The 23,730-nt window shown below is 57.1% G+C and carries 11 protein-coding genes; 4 read left to right on the plus strand and 7 right to left on the minus strand.

Annotated features, from left to right (window positions below):
- Positions 1–27: 27 nt before the first annotated feature.
- From GS630_RS14740 to GS630_RS14750, 3 genes are all read right to left on the minus strand, one after another.
- Positions 28–846 carry a hypothetical protein gene (locus GS630_RS14740; RefSeq protein WP_171180676.1) on the minus strand — a complete coding sequence of 273 codons (819 nt, stop codon included), beginning with the start codon at positions 844–846 and terminating at the stop codon, positions 28–30.
- 69 nt (positions 847–915) lie between these two features.
- On the minus strand, positions 916–2,583 hold the full coding sequence (locus GS630_RS14745; protein ID WP_171621384.1) for a sulfatase-like hydrolase/transferase: 1,668 nt from the start codon (positions 2,581–2,583) through the stop codon (positions 916–918).
- A 20-nt stretch (positions 2,584–2,603) separates the two neighbouring features.
- Entirely contained in the window at positions 2,604–3,857 is a 1,254-nt protein-coding gene (locus GS630_RS14750) for a DUF3179 domain-containing (seleno)protein (protein WP_171621385.1), read from the minus strand.
- Between the two features lie 440 nt (positions 3,858–4,297).
- Here GS630_RS14750 and GS630_RS14755 point away from each other — a divergent pair, with 440 nt between their 5' ends.
- A complete protein-coding gene (locus GS630_RS14755) occupies positions 4,298–5,641 on the plus strand; it encodes a lipopolysaccharide assembly protein LapB (protein ID WP_171621386.1) in 1,344 nt (447 codons plus the stop codon).
- Between the two features lie 346 nt (positions 5,642–5,987).
- On the opposite strand, the gene GS630_RS14760 is transcribed toward GS630_RS14755, so the two are convergent.
- On the minus strand, positions 5,988–6,251 hold the full coding sequence (locus GS630_RS14760) for a DUF4242 domain-containing protein (protein WP_171180667.1): 264 nt from the start codon (positions 6,249–6,251) through the stop codon (positions 5,988–5,990).
- Between the two features lie 163 nt (positions 6,252–6,414).
- Between GS630_RS14760 and GS630_RS14765 the strand changes: the two genes are divergently transcribed.
- Positions 6,415–7,293 (plus strand): LysR family transcriptional regulator, encoded by an 879-nt coding sequence (locus tag GS630_RS14765; RefSeq protein WP_171180665.1) that lies wholly within the window; start codon positions 6,415–6,417, stop codon positions 7,291–7,293.
- Between the two features lie 237 nt (positions 7,294–7,530).
- A complete protein-coding gene (locus GS630_RS14770) occupies positions 7,531–9,405 on the plus strand; it encodes an adenylate/guanylate cyclase domain-containing protein (protein WP_171621387.1) in 1,875 nt (624 codons plus the stop codon).
- Between the two features lie 143 nt (positions 9,406–9,548).
- Here the strand turns inward: GS630_RS14770 and GS630_RS14775 are convergent, their stop codons facing one another.
- The gene (locus GS630_RS14775; protein ID WP_253285954.1) at positions 9,549–10,487 is read right to left on the minus strand and encodes an NAD(P)/FAD-dependent oxidoreductase; all 939 of its coding nucleotides are present in this window, start codon (positions 10,485–10,487) and stop codon (positions 9,549–9,551) included.
- 54 nt (positions 10,488–10,541) lie between these two features.
- On the opposite strand from GS630_RS14775, the gene GS630_RS14780 reads away from it, so the two are divergent.
- On the plus strand, positions 10,542–10,802 hold the full coding sequence (locus GS630_RS14780) for a helix-turn-helix domain-containing protein (protein WP_253740683.1): 261 nt from the start codon (positions 10,542–10,544) through the stop codon (positions 10,800–10,802).
- 168 nt (positions 10,803–10,970) lie between these two features.
- Here GS630_RS14780 and GS630_RS14785 read toward each other — a convergent pair whose 3' ends face one another.
- Both GS630_RS14785 and GS630_RS14790 read right to left on the minus strand, forming a co-directional pair.
- Positions 10,971–11,450: an invasion associated locus B family protein gene (locus GS630_RS14785; protein ID WP_171238725.1), complete on the minus strand. Its 480-nt coding sequence runs from the start codon at positions 11,448–11,450 to the stop codon at positions 10,971–10,973.
- Between the two features lie 18 nt (positions 11,451–11,468).
- The gene (locus GS630_RS14790; RefSeq protein WP_171712087.1) at positions 11,469–22,475 is read right to left on the minus strand and encodes an autotransporter outer membrane beta-barrel domain-containing protein; all 11,007 of its coding nucleotides are present in this window, start codon (positions 22,473–22,475) and stop codon (positions 11,469–11,471) included.
- Positions 22,476–23,730 lie beyond the last annotated feature (1,255 nt).

Below are 23,730 nucleotides of genomic sequence, written 5' to 3' on the forward strand. Positions count from 1 at the left end.
TGCCGTGTCGGCCTCGCCATTTGGCGTTTAATTGAAGAAGACTTTCAATCCAAAATACGGTCCATGTTGGGTAACATCATAGGCGAAAGCACCGGTGCTCAGCGTGTCGCTGAAGTCAACACTGAAGTACCGATAGCCAAATGTGATCGCTGTTCTTTCCCACGGCTGGTAGTCAAAACCGATATTCGCCCCGATCTGCAGATCGTTACCACCCGCACCGAAGCCACCAAGATCAAGGGACGTGATAGCCGTCCAACGGTCGTTCAGTCTCCACATGCCGCGGGCACCGATAACGGGCTCGACCCATCCCGGATCACCGCCCAATACCGGTGGTGTTGTTGGGCCCGGTGTTGTGATGTCAATCTCCTGCCGGATCGAGTTGTACCGAATGCCCCCCTGAAGATCGATGGTATAGCGTTGATTGGCCGCGCCATAGGTGCCATCCGCAATACGATAAGCCCCCAAGATTCCGAACCATTTTTGACGTACATCTACGTTCACCGAGGCCCCAATCGGTCCGGGCAGTGTCGCGTCTTCTTCTATGCCCACATAATTGGCGTCAACAATGATACCAAAATCGCCATTCCATGACTCGTAACGCCCGGCGGCGGCGAAATCGAGAACCTCCAAAACATCACCCAGATCAAGATCAAGATCAGCCGAGACACCCGCAACGGTGGACGTTCCGGTGGTCCTGAGTGGTGTGAATAGGTAAAAGCCAAGCGTGTGCCGCCAACCCTCGTCATCCTGCCCTGGCGGGGGCAAGGATTGAGCGGACGCTGCAGAAGCCAGCAGACAGGTCAGAGTAATTGTGCTTGCGCCGCAAGCAGATTTTTTGAAGTTCATGTGCCAATCTCCTAGCTTTTCACTTCCACAGGAACAGGCCACGCTGGTGATGCTTCGACAAATCGCACCTCATTTGCTGACCGAGGATTGCTTGATTTTGAATGCCTCAACTGCCGCGGCGGTTTCAGGGCGAATGTTTTCAATCCCCTCGTAAGGTATGCCGAATGCGGGTTTCTCGTCAGGGAATTTTTCCTTCCGGGCTTGGTGACGAGCGAGAATTCGAACGAATTCCTGACCTCCCCAAGCACCGACTTCAGTCGAGACAGGGTACTTTTCATGAGTGTCGCGATAAATGTCTATGAAGTCTGCCAAAATACCGTTTGTGAGGTCCTTCGGCAGGTTCATTCGGAATTTATCCTTAATGATGGCTCCGGGTTTATCAATGTTATACACAATCAACGAGTCTCGGCGACCTTTGGATTCATCAGCGAACAAAATCGAAGCTGACTGATCGACGCCATCTACCAGCCGATCGCGCGGGATGAACCCATCTGCGCCAGCGATACGTGACAGTGTCGTATAGAGATCGGAGACGTGTAAGATGTTATTAACCATTGAATCTGGGCCGATAACACCAGGCCAGCGAATAAAGGCGTCAACTCGAACCCCGCCTTCGGTGGTGTCGCCTTTGCCACCTTTGTAGATCATAGGCGTGAAGCCGGATTGAGGTGAGTATTTGGTGAAATGTCCGTTATCACCCATGACAACAACGACAGTGTTATTCGCGACGTCCAGATTTTCCATTTCGGCGAAGATTTCCCCGAGGTATTCATCGAGCAACTGGAGCTTATCGGCGTAGAGGCCACCATTGGGTGACTCTGGCCCAGTTCTTCCGGTGCGCGTGTTATGTAGTGGGATCATCGGCCAGTATTGAAGGAAGAACGGTTGCTCACCGGTTGCAAGACGTCTTAGCTCTTCTATCGTCTTGTCTTGATACGCTTGGTTCATCTCATCGTATTTCAATGCGCCCCAACGTTCACCAGGTTGCATTCTAATCTCCCGGATTGGTCCACCTGCCTCGCCTTCGATGACGGTCATCATTGCTGAAGCGTCTGGGCGGAACCATTCGTCGAGCACGTACTCAGGGACAAAATCTCCGATACCAACTGAGACTTGCTCGCGAATGGCATCGTCGTTGAAAATCGTAAGCTGACCTTGTTGGTGGATCGCATGTTGTGCGTAATCGAAACCCTGGTTCATCGCCCAGCTCTCAGCGATGTCACCCATGTGCCATTTACCTACATGGCTGGTAGCATAGCCAGCTTCTTTAAGAACCTCAGCAAGAGTGACTTCCTTTCCTGGAAGACCGAAGCCAGCTATATCCACAGTCGTGTTCCCCATTCCCATGCGTACTGGAAGACGCCCAGTCATTTGAGCAACCCGTGTCGGAGTACAGGATGGTTCGGTGTACATTCGCACCATCCGCATACCTTCGTCCGAGAATTGGTTGATGTTCGGAGTTTCGATGCCGCGTACTGCGTTGAGTTCCGGTATGCCCATATCCCCGAAACCGAGATCATCAATCAGGATGGAAACGATATTTGGCGGATTGCCTTTATTGCGCTCCCGAAACTCGGAAAGTAGCGCGTCAACCGCAGCATCATCCTCGGCCCATTTTTCGGCGTGCTGGGCTTGCAGTATGTAAAACTCAGCGTCGTGAATGATGGGCGCTTCCTGCGCCGTCACCATTTGGGCTGCAAAACAAAGGCTTGCCGAAAGAAAAATAACTTTTCTCATGTCGCTCCTGCTCATTGGCTCTATTCCGGTTCTGTGTGCGTTTCGGGTTTTGGGGGTTTCTGCATCTCTTCTGCATCCAAGGTCTGAGGTCCGATGCGATTGATGTCAGTATCCGGGAAGAACTCGACCCAGACATGCCAGAACATTCCGGATCTTAGAGTCTCGACACGACTGAGATTTCCTTGGTCCGAATTTCCGAAGAAGTCGATTTCGGTTACCGGTTCTCCGCTGTCATTGTACCAGACCCCTACGCTTTCATAGGCTGGATCATAGGCAACGACGAGATCACGACCGCCCACGGTAGCGTTGATCAACCCCTTATGCTCGGCAATGAACTCATCGGTCCAGCACACAGCATCGTCACCCACTGTCACACCCCAGACATAGGTCTTGTTGGGCAACCGGTCGTCGCTGTGGCTCATGTTATCCATGACCGGCGCTGCCTCTTGATGCTGTTTCGCAATGCCCGAGGCGAACACAGTTTCTGTGAATAGATCGAAGAGTTTTAGAAACGGGTTCGAAGAAGGCTTGTTCAAAAACACCTCGCCGTCCGGAAAAGCCTTTTGAAATCCCCGAAAACTCATCCGGAAAGTGGGCCAGGGCTGCATGGCGGATTGTTTGGACGTATCGCTATCAAAGTGACCATAGATCTGCTGAATGGGTTCGCCAGTGAGGTTGTCGCGCAGGATCAGGTTGTTGCCGTGCTGGGCCATGACTTCCAGATCAAGCCGCTTACCATTTATCTGCGGTTTGTAGGCCAGACCCAGGTTCGCCATGGCGCAATACGTCATGACGATGTCATCGCCTCCAAGTCCATCGGCATTGCCAGCCAGGTGGGGGCGCATCAACTGCCCGTCGGAATGCGCGCGGGCATGGCCGTTGTTTTCGATCACCAAAACGCTGGCCGACGGATTAATGAAGTCCTTAGCTTCCGAGATCGGATAATACCGGGCGCTGTCTTGCTGGTTACGCAAACCGACGTGAACCCAGACCCACGGGAAGACGAACAGGAATAAAATTAATAAAGTTACTGCAGGCACACCCAGAAAGAACAACCAGCCTGGTCCGCCGCCCATAAAATGGCCAACCAGCATCAAAGCCAACCCACTTACGCCCGCAGCGATATAGGCGTTTTCGTTTCGAATGAAACGGATCATGTTGTTCCGCTTTACCTTCAAAACCATCTGGCTGATGTCTCCAAGGTCGCGAAAATACATGAACCCAATGGTCAGCGAAACGACAAGACCCAAATAAAACAAAATGTTGGCCAGCATTCAGATCGCCTTTCTTACGTGTGGTTAGCCCTCGGGAGATTTGGACTTGGACGCGAGGTAAAGCCGAATTTCGTCCTCAAGCCCCCGAAGGCTATCGGTTAAGTCTGCATAAGTTGGATCGCTAGCATCACAGGGCAGCAGTGCTATCAAACTCTCATAATCTGCACAGATTTGAGCAAACACCGTGTCCGAACTGCGCAATCGACCGATTTCATTCGCTTGGTTTGGAAATACTAATGTCAATGAGTTCATATCCATCCCCAAGCTGTCTGATCTCGGTCAGGCCTCAGCGAAAAGGCAAATCCCCCTCCTTTAAAAAGGAGTATACACAAAATTCATTTACATATTCAGGTATCTTAACGTATGTTACGACGTAACATGTTTATTTTCAGGTGCTTACGAAACAATCAACAGCGACAGATGCGATGACTTCAAGAGGCTTGCGTTCAGAATCGGGGCCCAATCCCATCCCGAAAAACCTGACTGAAATCCAGATCCAACAGGCGTTGGATTCGATTTTGAACAGCCCGGAGTTTGACGGCGCTGAACGTCTTCAGTCCTTTCTGCGCTATGTTGTTGAAACTATGTTAGCTGGCCACGCCGACGACATCCGGGCCAAGTCTGTGGCCGAGGACGTATATGGCAGAACATTGGGTGGGCGCGGCGATCCAATGGCCGTTGTACGTGTCGATGCCGGTCGTATGCGCAGACGATTAGCCAACTATTATTCGAACTCCGGCAAGGATGAGTGTTTGCGCATTCATGTTGATCCCGGAGGGTATGTACCCCGATTTGAGGTACTTTCACCTGATCAGGAAAACGGATCGCCACGTCCTTTACGACGCTATTGGTGGCACGGCGCCGCTGTAGCAACCGTATTCGCTTTGTGCGCAACCGGCCTTTACCTTCAGCTCAAACCTCAGGCATCAACGGTGACCACTTCCCAATCTGAAACCGAAAGGAAACAGCAAGCAGTCCGAGAAGCGCTGTTTTCCACCAATCCCATCAAACTACAGGCGGTTAACCTTGCTGAAGAAGCGCGCCCCTTGATGTTTCCGGTTCTGGATCGCGCACGGTTGCAGGCCGTCAGCGGTATGTTCAAGCGCGCCATTGCGCTGGACGGGTCGTATTTTGGTGGCTACGCGGGGTCAGCACAAGCATTGGGTATTCTTGCGATTACCACTCCGCCCAGCGAAGAAAGGCGCACTTTGCTGGATCTGGCCAAAACGCATGCCGACAAAGCCGTCGAACTGGCACCGGATGAAGGGTGGAGCCACTCTGCCCTTGCACTTATCTCCTTTGCCCAGCGGGATTTCGACACGACCCTCGCCCAATCAAACCGCGCGGTCAGCCTTGCACCTGAAGACATCCATGTCACAAATTTTGACGCGTTGTTTGCCTTGTTTGGCGGCGACTTCGAACGCGCCATCGCGTCAGCCAGACGCGCGCAAAACGACGATACGACCAATCGGAGGTTCCCTTACCGAAGCGTTTTGGCGTCAGCGAGTTTTCATCTAGGGGACTATCAGGGCTGCGTTGACCAGTTCAACACGTCCATCAGGCTGGGTGATCCTGTCAGCGCCATATCAATCGGGTACCTCGCCGCCGCCTATCAAAAGATGGGAGAACACGACCGCGCAAGGGCAACAGTCCTTCTGTTGGAGGAGGCTTGGCCTGACTACCCTTTGCCGTCTTTGCTTCGTGCGCTGTTTGCAGATCAGCGCCACGCCGAAGACATTATCAGTGCGCTTGCCCAGATTGCGACGCAGCAAGCAGGTAAATAAAGGAACTGAATATTTTCTCAGAACAGTTCCCCGCCCCGTAAGGTTCAAATGCATTCGCAGGCAGCCATGGTCTCTGACACAACTTCATTCCCAAAGTGTCACCGGTCGGAATTTGTTATCCAGGCTGTCCGCGACTGGATTGCCGCCGTCAGCGCCAAGACGACTTACGTCGAAACTGGTAACCCGTATGAGAATGGATGACACGACGGCTTCAATTTACAGTTCAGGGACGAGCAGCTCAGCGGACGAACCTGCCGTACTATGTCGAGCCGTTTAAACTTTTCTAAGGGCCTCAGAGCATTTGCTCTGGGCCCAATCAAAAAAGAATTTTACACCCAAATGGTCGTTATGCAGACAAGTCCATGGCTGCAACAACACTCTCGTATGGCAGACCTGCGGTATCGTTCAGTCGACGAACTTGTTCAGCACTTTCGCCATCAAACAAGCACATGCAACGACCGTCTTCCGGGGCAAAAGTTGAGCGGACATAGCTTATCTTATCCCCTTCTGCGGTCATTTTTTGTGCTGTCGCTATCGCTGCCTTCTGGGCAGCACCCAAGTCATCCATGCTTATACCCTTGAGGTTTCTTTCGACCATAAAAACAGACATCTCGCTCCCTTTCCAAACTGTCAAAACCAGTGCGTCTATTGCATCACGGGTCTGTAACGCAGGGAACTATCGATACCTTATGACTTAATAACTCCAGGTTTGGATAAATCGGTGTATTCTGCGGTATAGTTGACTATCGCCATAAGTGACGAGGTGCCTCAAAATGGAGATGTCTCAGATTAGATACGTTTTATCCGCGGCAAAACACCTGAATTTCACCAAAGCTGCCGCAGAGTGCAACGTGAGCCAACCAGCGTTGACCAAGGGCGTCAAGTCTCTGGAAGCAGAACTAGGTGCACAGGTTTTTCATCGGGAAGGTCGAAAAATTTTGGTCAGCGACTTTGGGAAGTCAATGCTGCCGCATCTACAGCACATCGTTGACGAAGCAGCAGCTACACAAGCACTGGCTCAGAATTTTCGCTTACTCGAAAAGGTGCCATTGCGCTTGGGTGTCCTATCCACAATTGGGCATGTTCGCCTGGCTCGGTTTCTGGCTCAATTCGAGAAAAACCACAGCGGCTTGGAGTTGTCAGTCAATGAAGCAAGCGCGCCTGACTTAAAGAAAAAACTCTCAGATGGCGATATCGATGTCGCTTTGATGACGCTGACTGAAGAGTTGGAAGAAGAGTTCAGGGCGAGACCACTATACGTCGAAAGATATGTGGTTGTATTCCCTCCCGAGCACCGTCTTGGACAACTCAATTCGGTTTCGCTGCAAGACTTATCGCAAGAAAACTACGTGGATCGCCTGGCCTGTGAGCTGCGTGAGATGGTGATGTCGGTCTGCCAGTCGAAGGGCGTGGAACTGTACGCTCGCTTCCGCTCTGAGCGAGAAGATTGGGTGCAAGCGATGGTCGCTGCAGGCATTGGTTTTGCCTTTATGCCTGAGTACTCGGTTAGTTTACCGGGCTTGTTACAGCGCCCGCTTGTAGAGCCGGAAGTTTCAAGAACGATTGCAGCTTTCACAGTTCCAGGTCGAAAACACTCGCCCGCACTTGAAGCCCTAATGAGGTCGTCGCAAACTTTCGCTTGGCCGGGGTAAGCACGTTGGCTTTGGTCTCGGCAGCACCGTTCTCGACTGCCTCCCGTCATAGACTATAGGCAGTCCCGAAACCGACATTCATTGAATAACCGCTCGTCGTTATCAGGCGCAACTTTGCGGCCGACAATTCTGCAAACGACTGAAAAATCGCCTCATCGGAGATATGTGTTCGACTAGTGCGTCTGGCATAGATGTAATAACCTGTTTAGCGTGATGCCCACTCTGGGAGTTCAGTCTTTGGAAAGACGTCTGGCAGCGATACTTGCCGCCGATGTGGTTGGCTATAGTCGTCTTATTCGAAATGACGAGGCGAGTGTGCTTGCAAGGGTCAAGGCCCATCGCGAGCAGATCTTTGAACCAGTTGTTGCTGCACGACATGGGCGCATCGTTAAATTGATGGGCGATGGCTTGCTCCTTGAGTTTGCAAGTGCAGTTGAGGCCGTTCGGTGTGCAGTGGACATGCAGCACTATATAGGGATCGCCAACGCGGACCTGCCTCAAGACTCACAAGTGCGATACCGGATCGGTCTCAATGTTGGCGATATCGTTGTAGATCAGGATGACATTCACGGGGATGGTGTAAATGTCGCCGCACGCATTGAAAGTCTGGCTGTTCCGGATGGCATTTACATGTCAGCCAGTATTTTCGAACAAGTCCATTCCAAGCTTGATCTCACTATCGAAGATTTGGGGAAGCGAGAGGTCAAGAACATCTCGGACCCCGTTCACGTGTACAGCCTAAAACTGGATGACAAGGCGCAAGCCATCGTTTCTCCTATCGTGCCACTTTCGAACAGGCCAACAAATCGCCTGATCATGTTGGGTTGCGCCGTAATTTTCCTGGCGTTGTTGGTCACCGCATGGCTGCAACCTTGGTCCGCGGTGCAATTTCCGGACTCGAATGAACACGCCGTGGCCCTGTCTGGCAAACCCTCCATCGCGGTCATGGCGTTCGACAATCTCAACAACGACCCGAGCCAAGATTACCTGAGCGACGGACTTAGTGAGAACATCCTGACCGCTTTGTCCCGTTTTTCCGATTTCTTCGTGGTCGCCCGAAACTCGACGTTTTCGTACAAGGACACTCCGGCAGATATACAGAAAGTGTCAGAAGAATTAGGTGTCCGCTACATCGTTGAGGGGAGCGTCCAGATTGCTGGTGATCGCTTGCGTGTAACGTCCCAACTCATTGATGCGACGACAGGCCAGAACATCTGGGCAGACAGCTATGACCGAGACCTACAGGACATCTTTTCAGTACAGGATGAGATAACGCGAACGGTGGCTTCGCTTCTCTCTACGAACATTGATCTTGCGGAATATAGCCGCCTCAAGCATCAACCAACCGAAAGCCTTGGTGCATATGAATTGCGCAAACGCGCACAAGAAGAGTGGTTTACCTTCACGAAAGAAGGAAACATCAGGGCAGAGGAGCTCAGTGCAAAAGCGATTGCGCTCGATCCGAACTTTGCCGGGGCGTATGTCGAAAACGCTTGGGCCCACATCAACGGGTATCGTTGGGGATGGACGAACTCTTTGACACGCGAGGAGTCGCTGGACCGCGCATTTGAGATGGCGCGGAAAGCCATTGAATTGGAACCCTTCAATTTCAAGGGTCATTGGGTCTTGGCCAATGCAACTACTCAGAGTGGGAACCTCGAGCGGGCTGCTTCGCTTTATGACAAGGCCATATCGCTGAATCCAAATTCGGCATCCGTTCTTGCAGATTCCATTGACCCACTCGTCTATGACGGCAAAGCACCTGAGGCCGTTGAGCGCATGAAACTGGCGATCCGACTGAACCCACACCACCAAGACTGGTATCTTTGGAACTTGGGTTGGGCCCAGTACTTCGCTGAAAGGTATGAAGAGGCAAAGGCTTCGATTGAACAGATGAACGAAATACCGGACGGATTGAAGCGCACCTACGCGCCAGTTCTTTTGCGTCTTGGTCTTTCCAGTGATGCGCAGATCATTATCGATGAGTTTCTGACGGCCAATCCAGAATTCACTATCCAAGAGGCGAAAAATGCGCCATTCGAGAGTGAGGCGTATCTTAATCGATGGGTAGAAGATCTGCGAAAACTGGGTGTGCCTGAATCGAAGGAATGACTCGTTTTTGAGCTCTTCCGTGCGGGCACGCCATAGCACGCAACCTCAAGAGGTCTTCGTGGCACACGATTTGCCTAATTTCGTTGGCTTGGCATGCCGGTTTTTTTATGAGCGAGCGGACAATTCGTTTCCAATAATCAGAACTACTTTCTCGTATTAACAACACCAAATGCCTTTCGATATTTGGGAATGAAAAGATTTTGCCCCTTCATTTTACGAGTTATCCAGTCACCAACTGTTGCAAACAGCCAGCTATTGCCGATCATTGGACCCAAAGGCACCAGAATTGGGGCTTTTTTCCAAGGGCTGTATGGTTTCAGGTTTTCAACGGCTGAACCCTCCGACACCTTTTTCAGTGTTTTGATAAGCCATGGGTTTTGCCTAGTCGTGGCTACAATCGTCATGCCGTCTCCCACGTCGGCGATGTCGCCTGCCACAAAAACGTTCGGATAGTCGGACGGTCGCAGCCACTTATCAGTCCTGACCCTACCCTCAGATCCCGAAGTCACCCCCGGAAGGCATTGCACCAATGACGTCTGAGGCTTTGATCCGATCACCGGAAATACAAGATCAGCCGCAATCACCCGGCCGTCCGTAAGTGTCACCGATCCCTCGTAAGGCCTATCCAAATGGCGAAGGTCTTGCGCTCTTTGGCCAAGAATGACCGTGACACCAAGGCCTTCCAGCTTGCGTTTGAGTTGTGCGCCAAACTTGATTGGATACATTGGAAACAAGGCATCGTCTGACGCGATTAATGTAATGAGTTTACCTGGCTGCGCTGAGGCAATCTCGCCCGCAAGTTCCGTTCCTACGGCCCCCGCCCCGACAATAACCACTGAATTCGCCTTGGCCAAACGAGCAATGACCTCTTTGCTGGCTTGAAGAAAATCAGCGATACTGTCGCCCGATGGTTTAAAAGGGGCGGCATATGACGATCCGGTGGCAATCACGATCAAGTCCGCCGGACAGGATGTGCCAGAGTCTAACGTGACCTCTGATTGACAGATTGACACTGCACGACCCCGCACAACATTGCCTGATTTCAGCAAGTTGTCGTAAGGTAAAATGATCTGATCCAGCAAGGTGGGTTCTACCAGCGCACGGATTGCTGCCGGAGGCTGCACAAAGGCTTCGCGTTGCTCGATCAGGGTAGCTGCCGTTTCAACCAGCTTCAACGCAACCTCGGGCGCATCACGCATCGCACATTGACGCGCCAACTCACCGAGTTGCAGGAGACAGGATTTGTCTTGCGGAAAGGCTTTAAGACTATTCCGCCACACGTAGAATACAGCCTCTCACAACTGGGCCAAAACCTGATCCCGTTGCTGCATGAAATGCACGAGTGGGCTGCGCAGAATGCAGACAAACTACCGAACCCAAAGACCATTCCAAGTTAAGGTCAGGATCTAAACCAATAGATGACAGTTCCTGCGAGGGCGGCTGTAGGAAGAAAGGAAAAACCTAGCCATCTGCTCGCCGGTCGGCCAGAAAAGATCGTTTTTGTCACAGCTCTGGTTTCCCAGCCGTCAGGCTTGCAGCGCGTTGAAAATCAATGCGTCCTGATCCTACGGCAAAAGATCAGAAATCGCGCTGAAACCAGCCAGATCATAGGTAAACGAGATAGGCTCGCCAACTCGATTGACACCTGCAATCGTCAACTGATCCCCGGCGCGCATAGCGGACATCCAGTCCGAGGACACGGGCGACCGGGCAAAACACCCTTGCGCCTCACACGTCAAAAACGCTGGCTGCGCAACTTCGGAACCATCCACGCTTGCCACCAATCCTTCGGCAAACAGCAGGCCAAACGGCAAGGATAACACAGCTTCAACCTCGTCTTTTCCAGCGGATTTTACAAAAGCGATCGAAGTCAGACGCTGATTGTTCTCGGTCAGAACAATGCTCTGCGTCATTTCGCAGACCAATTCACCATCGCTGACCAGATTGCTGCAATTGACCGACCAAAGCGGTGCTTCATTTTCCTGCGCCGCGAGCGGAAACGCCAGCCCCAGCGAGAAACCAAAAGCGCAAATCCAAGTTTTCATTCTTCTGTTCCTCATGGATTAGAATTGTACTCCAAGGCCAAGCCCAACCTGTAAGGCCTCGGTTGAATCACCTAACATATGATCGACGCTCAGATTGATAAAGCGGCTGTCATCCAAGGCAAACAATCCCAGCCGGGCCGAGATCACCCCATGGCTGTCCCCTACATAGCTGGTATTGACAAATCCGCCATCAGCCGCGCTGGCCCCCGCGAACCCAGCCGTAACCGAGACTGTATCATCTGACGACAGAATGGCACCCGCGCGCAGGCTAGCACGCAGTTTTTGGGTACCGCTCAGGATCTGCTCGGTCCCCAACTCAATTGTCGGCATCAACGAATAGATCATGTTGCTGTCGTCTTGCAAAGTAACACCAGACAGGGTCGCCTGGCCGTTGCTTTCGGTTGCGAGACGCATTGCATCAAAAGACAGTTCGGGCCGCAGGTAAGACCGACCACCGTCAAACCGGTGGTCGTAGGCAAAGCTCAACCGCAGGTTTTGGTGGTTGGTCTTATGGGTGATCTCACTGACCCCAGTGGTGTTGACAACCGTGCCACCGGGCAGCACTCCAACAATCCCGCCTGCGCTCAGCGTATCGTAGTCTGACCAACCGGCAGACAGCTGCGCCGCGAAGGACCACGCGCCGGTGTATTTGGTCAGCGACGCACCCAGATTGAATCGATCGCCGGTTGCGTTGTAAGACGATCCGTTGCTCAGGCTCATCTGGTCGTGACCCACTGCAAAACCCGCATAAAGCTCATCACCCACGGGCATACGAACCCCGGCGGACAGGTTGGTCGCATTGATGTCCAGAGCATCGTAGACGCCAGTCTGGTTTCGGTCCAAAAAGGACCTCCCGCCTGAGAACCATGCGCAATTGCGCGGGTTATTTCCGATTTGATAATCGGTAAACCGCTCGCAATTGTGCAGCGTGTCGGCAAACACGCGGGTACCGTAATAGGCATCCACAAGATCAGAGGCATAATCAGAAGTCGACAGAGAGTTTATCGCGGCGATGACGTTGGCCTCGGATTGCATGTTCCCGATTAGGGCGAACAGCTCGCCCTGTGCAACCGAACCCTGCCCGTTGAGTACCTGGTTGATATAGTCACCAATGGCCGCTTGATTGACGTTCATTCCCTGGGTCGAGTAATCGGGCGTAACCACCAAATCGATTGAGCTGCCGTCAGACGTCGAACCATTCAGGCCAATTGAATAGTCCAGAACCACAGTGTCCCGAATTGTTGTCCCCGCATCTGCTGCGGCGCCATTCGGGTTGATGATCACCAAAGGCAAGGCCCGTTGCAGCGTGTTCAACTGCGGCGTCAACGTACCTCCAATTGTTGCGTTTCCGGTCACGTTGATCAGATCGCTGTTGCCGCCTGACGCGCCTGAGGTCAGGAAATACACATCGAAGGTCGACGTTGCAGTGTTGCCGAAGGCTAGGCTGCCGATCAGGTCCAGCGTTTGGCTGACATTTCCATAAAAGGCAAAGTTGCTGGCTTGCACGGACGAAGTGAAGGCTGTGTTCAGCCCCCAGTTGGCACCCAGAACGAAATCGCCGTTCACTTGCATGAACCCAGCGGAGCCCAGATCGATTACATCCAGCGCATAAAGCGCACCCCCATTTGCAAGGGTCAGTCCGTTAGAGCCTGCGCCAAGGTTCAGGTTGCCAAGGGCCGCGCCCGAGAGCGTGACCAGATCGTTCCCATCACCCCCATTCAGCAACTGGTTGTTCCCGGCCAACAGGACGCTGTTCGCCGACAGTGACAGCGTGTTGTTCGTTCCGCCATCTACAATGATCGAAGCAACAGAATCCGCCTGCCCAGTGCCACCCATGACCACACCATCCAAGCCGAGGGTAATGGCACCTGCACCATCCCGCCCGTCGGATTGCGCCAGAACACCGATACCGCCTGCGCCAACCGACATGATATTGCCGCTCAACGCCATGTCGATGGCCCCACCGGAACCTGCACCGCCTGCGGCACCACGGAAGACCGAGTCCACCATGCCGCCACCGCCGCCCAGAGACTGAGCAAGCACACCAATCGCGTCTTGACCGGTGGTCACGATGCTCCCGGTCTGCGTGAAATCGATATCGCCGCCATTGCCGCCATTGTTAGTCGACAGACCCACGGTGATCCGGCTTTGCGCCATGTTGGTCGAGACAATACCGCCGCCGCCGCCAATGCTCTGAATGACGAAGCCATGAGAGCCTTGGCCGCTTGTGGTCATATCGCCGATATTGGTGAAATCGACATTGCCGCCGTCCCCGGTCGATCCATCCTGCGCGCCCAGGGTCACATCGGTGGCACCAAGCCCTGATATCACAACCTCGCCACCGCCCGCACCGATGCTTTGTATTGTTTGACCAAACGCGCGGTCTCCGCTGGTAAAGACGTCACCGTCCAGCGACAGGCTGATCGCGCCGCCATCGTTGTTGAAGCTGGGATCCGCTCCCAGGATTACCGAAGCGGCCCTCTCGGTGCCTGCCACACCGCTGCCGTTGCTGTTCAGCACCAGTTTACCACCGCCCCCGCCGATGGACTGTACTGTGCCCGCCGACGAGAATGCCCCACCGGTGCCAACATCGCCGGTTCTGCTGCCGGTCACATCACCGCCACTCGCATCATTAGTGTTTATCGCACCCAGACGTGCCGAGATGTCTATGGCGTCGCCGTCTTCGACATCCACATTGGTTGCTGCGGCTCCGCCACCACCACCAACGCTCTGCAGCATCAAGGCCGTCGATCTGTCACGCGTCGTCGCGATGTTGCCGTTGTGCGTCTGCGCAACCTGATTGCCTGACGTGCCCGACACATCGTCACCACCAAGAGCGATATCGCTATGCACGACCGAGCCAGTCGCGCCCGATGTCCGCGCTGTGAAATCGACCGTAGTGTTGGCATTGCCTCCGCCACCGTTCACCGACTGGGCAAACACCGCCTGCGCGCCTTCACCGTTGACTAGAATATCTCCGGTTGAATTTACCGTTACAGCGCCGACGGAACCGGTCGTTCCCGTGCGGGCACCCAGCGCCTGCGAGATGGTGTAATCCAGTGCCGAAATCAGTGGGGAGGAAACCGAATAGCCCGCATTGCCGCCACCGCCGCCAACGGATTGCGCATGGATGCCAAACCCGTTTTGGGCGTTCACCACAATGGTGCCGGTATGGTTGACCGTGACATCTCCTCCATCGGCGCCCGATCCGCCCGAGCCACCAATGGCAATCTTGGAATAAGACTTGCCGGTCATAGTGTTGTTGAGGTCATTCACATCTATGGAAACGGCCAGCCCTCCGCTGCCGCCACCGCCGCCGACGGATTGCGCCTTGACACCATAAGCCCCTGCGCCATCGACCTGAATGTCACCGCTGTTGCTGACGATCACATTGCCCGCAACATTACCGCTGCCACCGGAACCGCCAATATTCAGCTGTGCTGTCGGCGAGCTGTTGCTCCCGGTTTTCAGCCGCAGCGTGCCCGTAATCGAGCTGCCACCGGAACCGCCGCCGCCGCCAATGGACTGTGCAAAAATTCCGTGTGCGCCCGCACCCTTGGTCAAAATTGTACCCGCATTGGTTACCGAAACGGTGCTGCCAATGCCGCCCGTGCCACCTGATCCGCCCAGGCCGAATTGCAGTGCCCTTCGTGTGCTGGCCTCGGCACCGCCATAGCGGCCGTCAACCGAAATGGTCGAACCGCCCGTGCCGCCGCCGCCGCCAACGGATTGAGCGAATATTCCGTGGCTTTCAGCGCCGTCAGTCAGGATCGTACCATCGACTGTATTCACAACCGTTACTGTACTGCCAGCGCCCCCAGTACCGCCTGTGCCACCAATCAGAATGGCATTCGTCGTTGCCCCATCCGAGGATCGGCCCAATATGATGTTGCGGACCTGTTGCGCGTCTCCTCCGCCGCCGCCGACCGACTGTGCATAGACACCAACGGATTTGTCACCAACGGTTTGGATCAGGTCCCGGTTCGTGATCGCAACCGCCGCCGAGGTCGCGCCAGTACCGCCATTGCCGCCAATTGACAGCGTTGCCGTGTTGCCGATGTCTTTGCGCAGGCTGATGATGCGGTTCTCGACAACACCCCCCATACCGCCGCCGCCGCCGACGGATTGCGCAAATATGCCGTGAGACATTGTGCCTTGGGTCGTGATAATCCCATCGCTGTCCACAGTTACAGTGTCCGAGGTCATACCGTCCCCGCCGGTGCCGCCGACGTTGATCGAAGCGGTTGTGCCAACCGTCGACGGGTTGACCACAGCCTTGATGGTGTCGAGGTTCGACTGCCCTGCCTGAACCATACCGCCGGTGCCGCCCGCGCCGCCAATGGATTGCGCCAACAGCCCGTTCGACCGGTCGCCGAAGGTTGCGATCCGCGCGGTATTGGTAAGGTCAACCTTGCCACCCAGGCCACCCGTGCCGCCGCTGCCGCCGATGGACAGGGCAATCGATGTGCCCTTGCCAGCCGAGTTGCTGGCCTTGCCGCCGGTGCCGCCTCCGCCGCCTACGGCTTGGGCAAACACCGCATGGGCATCCGTACCTTGGGTTGAGACCGTACCGGCCACAACAGCCGTGACATCGCCCGCTTCACCTCCGGTGCCGCCTTCAAGCCCGACAGACAAGCTGGCCTTGTTGCCTTTGCTGTCGCCGGTTTTGGGCGTACCGATGCTGACCGAGGTCGAGGTCGAGTTTCCGCCCCCATTACCGATCGATTGTGCAAAGAAGCCATAAGAGCTGTTGCCCTGCGTAGCGATGATTCCGTTCGAGCTGGCATAGACGTTGCCGCCCATTCCACCCGTGCCGCCAACGCGACCGATCTGGATGTTGACGTTGCCTCCGTCCACCGAGGTAGAGGCAGAGTTGTATCCGGCGTTGCCGCCCCCACCACCAACTGATTGGGCGAACAAACCGTGGGAATTTGCCCCTTGTGTTGTGATGTCACCGGTATGGCGCAGATCAACCGTGCCGCCGTCGCCACCGTTGCCGACCCCGCCGCCAATCGCTAGCCCAAAGCCCTTGTTGGTCGCGTCCGAGGCCAACTCGTAGGTCATCCCCAGGTTCAGGGCTGCGTTACCGCCCCCGCCACCGATGGATTGCCCAAAAATCCCGTGGCTGCCGTCCTGCTTGGTCAGGACATTGCCGTAATGGTCCACATCAATCGTGCCACCATCGCCCGCAGTTCCGGCAGACCCGCCAATGGCCACCACAGCCGACACACCCGTCTTATTACCCGAGGAATCCGCCGGGTTCACCTTTCCCTCAAGCTCATCAAGTACCGCATTGTAGTTTGCGATGACTGAGTCATCGACACCTGTGTTCGTGGGCGTTTTACGGCCACTTGAATCACCCGTGCCGCCGTTGCTCTGACTGCCGGTAGTCTTGCTGAAACCAACAACCGCGTTGATCCCGGCGTCACCGCCGCCGCCACCGATGCTGGACGCCTCGATCCCGTGCGATCCGGCCCCATCGGTTGTGATGGTACCCGCTGCCGCTGTCGACGTTCCGCGCGCTACGGTGACATTGCCCGCGTCACCGCCGCCGCCACCAAAACCACCAATGCCCATCGCGATTGGCGAGCTATCCTTGGTGCCCACGAACGTCGCGTTGATCCCGCCGGTTCCGCCACCGCCGCCAATGCTTTGCGCAAAAAGGCCACGTGCGTGATACCCGTTTGTCGAGATATTGCCGGTTTGCGTGACAGTTACGTCGCCCGCATCTGCGCCGGTGCCACCGTGGCCGCCAAGGCCGCCAACGATGCTGAGATCGGTCTTGCCGCTGGAATTGTTGGAATCGCCATAGTTCAACTGCCCGGTCACGTTCAGCGCGCCGTTACCGCCGCCGCCCGCAATGGATTGCGCCAGAACACCGTGCTTCCAGTTGCCCGCAACCGAAACCGCGCCCGCATGATCCACCGCTACATTGCCAGAGATATTGCCGTTGCCGCCAAAGCCGCCAACCCCGAATGTGACCGAGGGGATCTTGCCGTCTTTGCTCAGCGCGATACCGCCCGAGACGTTCAAGCCGCCATTGCCACCGCCGCCACCAATGGATTGCGCCAGCAGACCAGCCGACCCGTCTGTATCCTGCTTTTCTTCATTGAAGACACCCATGTCGATAAACAGACGCTCAAGCCCGAAAGTCGAGGTCAGTTCCTGAGTTTGATCGACAATAGTGTTGCCCAGGAAATCGCGCAGCTTGTCCTCGAACGTCGTTGTGTTGGGGATCGAGATGTCATCAGGGTTTGTCGTGACCGTGATGTTTGCCTGCGACGTGACAGTGACGTCACCCGCTTTGCCGCCATTGCCCGCGAACCCGCCGACACCCACGATCAGGGAACTGTCTGATACGATCCCACCCGAAACGTTCATGCCACCATTGCCGCCACCGCCGCCAACGGATTGTGCCAGCAGACCGGACTGCCCCGTACCATGCGCCCGGATCGTGCTGCCGGCGCCAATATCAATCGAGACGCCCCCAGCGTCGCCGCCGCCACCGCCAAAACCGCCAACCCCAACAACAGCAGCGTAGGACTTGCTTTGATCGGTCAGACCCGCGCCGGGTTTGCCGCTAATCGCCAAACCGCCGGATACATTTATCCCGCCATCGCCGCCGCTGCCGCCAAGCGATTGCGCAATGATGCCACTGGCTCCTTTGCTTTGATCAACAGTCGAAGTGCCGTTGGATATGACCATTGGCACCGCCTGAACATTGCCGGTGTAATCCAGATCGACAGATTGTGCGTTGCCGCCCGCGCCACCAAAACCACCAACACCCGCCGCGACCGAAAAGATCGTGCTGGAACCCGAAGGTTTGGTCAGCGACAGCGTCCCCGAGACATTCGTGCCACCGGTTCCGCCACCACCGCCAACGCTTTGCGCAAACAGACCATGCGAGCCGTCTCCGGCCGTGACGACGTCGCTTTGCACGTCCAGTTTAACGGTGCCTGCGTCTCCGCCGCCGCCGCCGAAACCGCCGAGGCCCAGACCCACGGCCGCGCCGGATTTGCCTGACAAGCTTACCGCGCCGGAAACATTCAGACCGCCGTTGCCGCCGCCTCCACCAACGGATTGCGCAATAACCCCGATACTATCCGCACCAGTTGTGACAATCGAACTGGTTCCGCCAGCGTTTGTGCTGGACCGCAGGGAGCTGATCACATCTCCGGCATTCCCAGCACCACCGCCAAAGCCACCAACGCCAAGGCTGATCCCGCCTCCGTTCTGCTGGCTAATGCTCACGGATGCCGAAACATTGGTGCCGCCATTGCCACCACCACCGCCAAGGCTTTGGGTCAAAACACCAGTGCTACGGTCGCCGTCAGTGCGCACGCCGCCCGTCACAGTCGATTGAGTCAATACCCCTGCGTCTGCTCCGCCGCCGCCGAAGCCGCCCACCCCGATACCCACGGCCGCGTTGGTCGACCGGGACAGGGACAGCGCGGATGATATGTTCACACCGCCATTGCCACCGCCGCCGCCAAGGCTCTGCGTCAGGATACCAACTGAATCATCCCCAGCAGTTGTCACATTGCCCGTGACCTGCTGCGTGACATTGTCCGCCGCACCGCCGTTGCCGCCAAATCCGCCAACGCCAACACCGAGGCCGCCCGAATAGTTGCTGGCCACTGAAATCGCACCAGAAACGTTGGTTGCGCCGTTGCCGCCGCCGCCGCCAAGGCTCTGGGCGATGACACCCGCAGACCGTGTGCCAGAGGTGCTGATGTTTCCCGCAACCGTGCTGTTAACTGTGCCACTTGTTCCGCCGCTGCCCCCAAAGCCGCCAACGCCGATGCCTGCAGCACCAGAACCTGTACGCGCAATGCTAAGCGCGCCCGAGATATTGACGCCACCGTTGCCGCCTCCACCGCCAACGGATTGCACCAAAACGCCGGTCGACGTGTCGCCCGTCGTTGTCACATCGCCCGTGACCGTACCGGTTGCAGCATTGGCATTTCCGCCACTGCCACCGGACCCGCCAATGCCGACGCCAACAGCGCCGCCGCCTGTGCCCGAGAGGTTGACAGCCGCAGAGACGTTCAGCCCGCCGTTGCCGCCTCCACCAGCAGCAGATTGCACCAGAACACCGCCCGAGTTGTTGCCCGCCGTATTCACGTTGCCCACAACAGTGCCCGTAGCAGTGTTGGCATCACCACCGCTTCCACCGCTGCCGCCAAGCCCTACGGATGCACCCCCGCTTCCTTTTCCGGCGACAGTCACTGTCGCTGAGACGTTCATGCCGCCATTGCCACCGCCGCCGCCAAGGCTTTGCGCAATGAACCCTCCGGATTCATTGCCTTGGGTCGAGACGTCGCCTGTCAGCGTTGCCTGTACCGTTCCGCCATCGCCGCCAGTGCCGGACGCACCGCCCAGACCGACAGATGCACCACCCGAACCCGTTCCAGCCGCAGCCACCGCGACCGAGATATTCATGCCGCCATTGCCGCCACCGCCGCCAACGGATTGAGCCAATAACCCGGAAGAGGTTTCGCCTAAGGTAACAAGGTTACCAGTGACGTTCGCCGTGACCGATGAAGCATTGCCGCCACCGGTTCCGCGACCACCCAAGCCCACTGCAGCCGCGCCAGAACCGGTACCTGCGCCACCTACAGAAGCTGAAACATTGAAACCGCCGTTGCCACCGCCGCCACCTATGGATTGGGCGACAACCGCGCTGGATTGGTTGCCTTCGGTGCGGACACTGTTGGCAACTGTAAGCCCGACTACCCCACCGGTGCCGCCGCTGCCGCCGGATCCGCCCAATCCAACGGTGATCGCACCTGCGCCTGTGCCTGCTCCGGCCAGTGCTGGTGAGACGTTAAAGCCGCCATTGCCACCGCCGCCACCGACGGATTGTGCAAGGATACCTACCGAAGCAGCACCCATGGTCACCACGTTTTCAGTGGAACTGGCCGTGACAGTGCTACCGTCACCACCACCCGCGCCAGAGCCCCCAAGACCGACCGAAACCGACCCCGCGCCGGTGCCAGCGCCTGAGGCGGTTGGAGAAACGTTAAAACCACCATTGCCGCCGCCGCCTCCAAGCGATTGCGCAACAAACCCGCTGGACGCGAAACCTTTGGTCAAAATGGTGCCGTTGGACGTCAAAGTGACAGCACCACCATTGCCGCCGGTATCACCCGATCCACCCAGACCGACGCTGACCGCGCCACTGGCGGTACCCGCACCCGAGAGAACAGGAGCCACGTTGAACCCGCCGTTGCCGCCACCGCCACCGATGGATTGCGCGACGACACCCGAAGATTGATCTCCGCGCGTCTCAACAGCGTTGTTTGACGTGGCTTTGACGGTGCTGCCGTCGCCTCCACCACCACCATTTCCACCCAAGCCGACAGACACTCCGCCGCCAGCGGTGCCCGATCCCTGGACTGACGCACTGACGTTGAAGCCGCCATTGCCGCCGCCACCGCCGATAGACTGCGCCAGAATGGCCGTTGATCCGTTGCCCCGCGTCAATACCGTGCCGCCAGAAGTCAAAGTAACTGCGCCACCGTTGCCACCGCCACTGCCGGTACCACCCAAGCCAACGCTCACCGCGCCTGACCCGACGCCCGCACCAGCCCCGGTGCCCGAAACGTTGAAGCCGCCATTGCCGCCGCCGCCGCCGATCGATTGCGCGACCACGCCCGAGGAACGATCCCCAGCCGTTTCTATTGAATTGGTTGTGGTCAGGGTGACAGTGCCACCGATCGCACCAGTGCCACCATCACCGCCCAAACCAACGCTTACAGCACCGCTGCCCACACCTGCACCTGCCAGGGACGCGCTGACGTTGAAACCACCGTTGCCGCCGCCGCCACCGACCGATTGCGCCAGAACCGCAGTAGAATCCTCGCCGCTTGTGCGGACTGTACCCGTAACTTGCCCGGTCACGGTTTTACCGACACCGCCGCCTGCGCCGCCGCCGCCCAAGCCAACGGAAACGGCACCGCCACCCGCACCAGCACCCGCTATTCCGGCTGTGACGTTGAAACCCCCATTACCGCCACCGCCGCCGATGGACTGAAACACCACACCACTTGACGCATCAGCCAGTGTTGTAACGTTTCCAGCAACCTGGCCTTCTACGATACCGCCATCACCGCCCGAGGCACCATTGCCCCCCAGCCCGACTCCAATCGTACCGGCTCCGGCCCCCGCCGCGGCGACACCTGCGGTGACGTTGAAACCACCGTTACCACCACCGCCGCCGATGGATTGCACCACCACACCCGTCGAACGCAGACCCTCGGTTCGGACATCTCCATTGACACGGATACCTGAAACAGTGCCACCGTTGCCCCCGTTGCCACCCGAGCCTCCCAGCCCGACGTTGACTGTTCCAGCACCCGCACCACCAGCCGCCAAACCTGCCGCGACGCTGAACCCACCGTTGCCGCCACCGCCACCGATGGACTGAACGACAACCGCCCCGGAATCGTTTCCACGCGTTGTAACATTTGCACCGACCTGCGCGGTCACGGTGCCGCCGATGCCGCCACCGCCGGATTTGCCACCCAGGCCGACGTTCACGGACCCGGCAGCTGCGCCGCCGATATTGGCGCTGGCCCCGATGCTGTAACCGCCATTACCACCGCCGCCACCGACGGATTGCGCAACAACACCGCTGGAAAACGCGCCGTTGGTCTCGATGTATGAGCCACCCGCGACCAAAGTGACCTTGCCCCCGGTCCCGGCCCCGCCTCCATTTCCACCAACGCTGACTTTGACCCCAGCGGATGCTCCGCCGCTGGCACTGATCCCGGCCGCGATGCTACCGCCACCGTTACCACCGCCGCCACCGACGGATTGCGCAATAATCGCGCTTGAGTTTGTGCCGGTCGTCGTCACATCCGCACTGGTCGAGACCTTTACGATCCCGCCATTCCCAGCACTGCCAGCCTGGCCACCAATTCCGACCGAGACATTGCCGGAAAACAGCGCTGACGCACCGCCGGTTGCCGCAACAGCCAAACCGCCATTGCCTCCACCACCGCCAACAGACTGGAACAGCATGCCGGTTGACCGGTTCCCTGTTGTGACAACCGTACCTTCGAAACCCGCGGCAACGGCTGCGCCACTGCTGTCAAACTGACCAACCGTGACGTTACCGCCTTTGCCACCTGTACTGCCGTCACCTCCAACGCCAACTGCCAGAGAGCCAGAAACCGGACCGCCGGACCGCCGGATACCGCAACCGAAACCGCGTATCCGCCATTACCGCCACCACCGCCGACAGACTGTAACATGATGCCGGTTGAATCGTCTCCTCCGGTTTGCACCGAAGCCGAACCGCCGCCAGCAAGCGTTACATTGCCGCCGTCCCCACCACTGCCCGCCGATCCGCCGACGGAAACTGAGGCAGCGCCAAAAGCGCCTACAGCAACCGAAACGGCCCCGCCGCCGTTGCCGCCACCGCCACCAACAGATTGCGCAAAAACACCTGTGGATCGCGCGCCCGACGTCTGGATCGCCGAAGGCTGGCTGCCGTCTGTGTTGGAAAGGGTGACGTTGACGTCACCACCTTTGCCACCAGCTCCGCCATCGCCACCGATGGCGACGCCTACAAAGGCCCCAACGGACCCGGACGAACCGCCATTACCGCCGCCGCCGCCGATAGACTGGGCCAAGATGCCCATCGCATCGTCGCCACCCGTGGTGATGATTCCATCGTTTACAATGGTCACGGTCGAACCGCTGCCGCCGCCGCTGCCGTTGCCGCCAACAGACACCATGCCGCCGGACGATCCCCCGTCACCGCCACCGCCGCCAATGGATTGAGCGATGATGCCACGCGCGCCATCCCCTTGGGTGACGATGCGCCCGAAGTTGCTGACGCTGACAGCCGCACCTGTACCGCCGCGAGACCCAGTGCCGCCGATCGCCACCAAACCGTAAGAATTTGCACCGGTACCACCGCTGCCGCCAATCGACTGTGCCATCACCCCGTCAGCTCCGGCACCAAGTGTCAGTATGCTGCCCGAACCCAGCACCGACACGCTGACGGCGCTACCGCTGCCCCCATTTGATCCGACACCACCCAGCGACAGGGACACAAGGCCCCCTGCTGTTCCACCGGAACCGCCACCGCCACCGATGGACTGGGCAACGATCCCACGAGAGAAATTGCCCCGTGTTTCAAGGGCCCCTCCATGCGAGACCGACACCTGCCCGCCGTTGCCGCCGTTGTCCGCGCCACCAATCAACGAGACCAAAAGGTTGCCATTTGTCCCGGCAGAGCCGCCAGAACCACCGACTGATTGCGCCAGAA

The sequence above is a fragment of the Ruegeria sp. HKCCD7303 genome (assembly GCF_013111185.1).
Classification (GTDB): domain Bacteria; phylum Pseudomonadota; class Alphaproteobacteria; order Rhodobacterales; family Rhodobacteraceae; genus Ruegeria.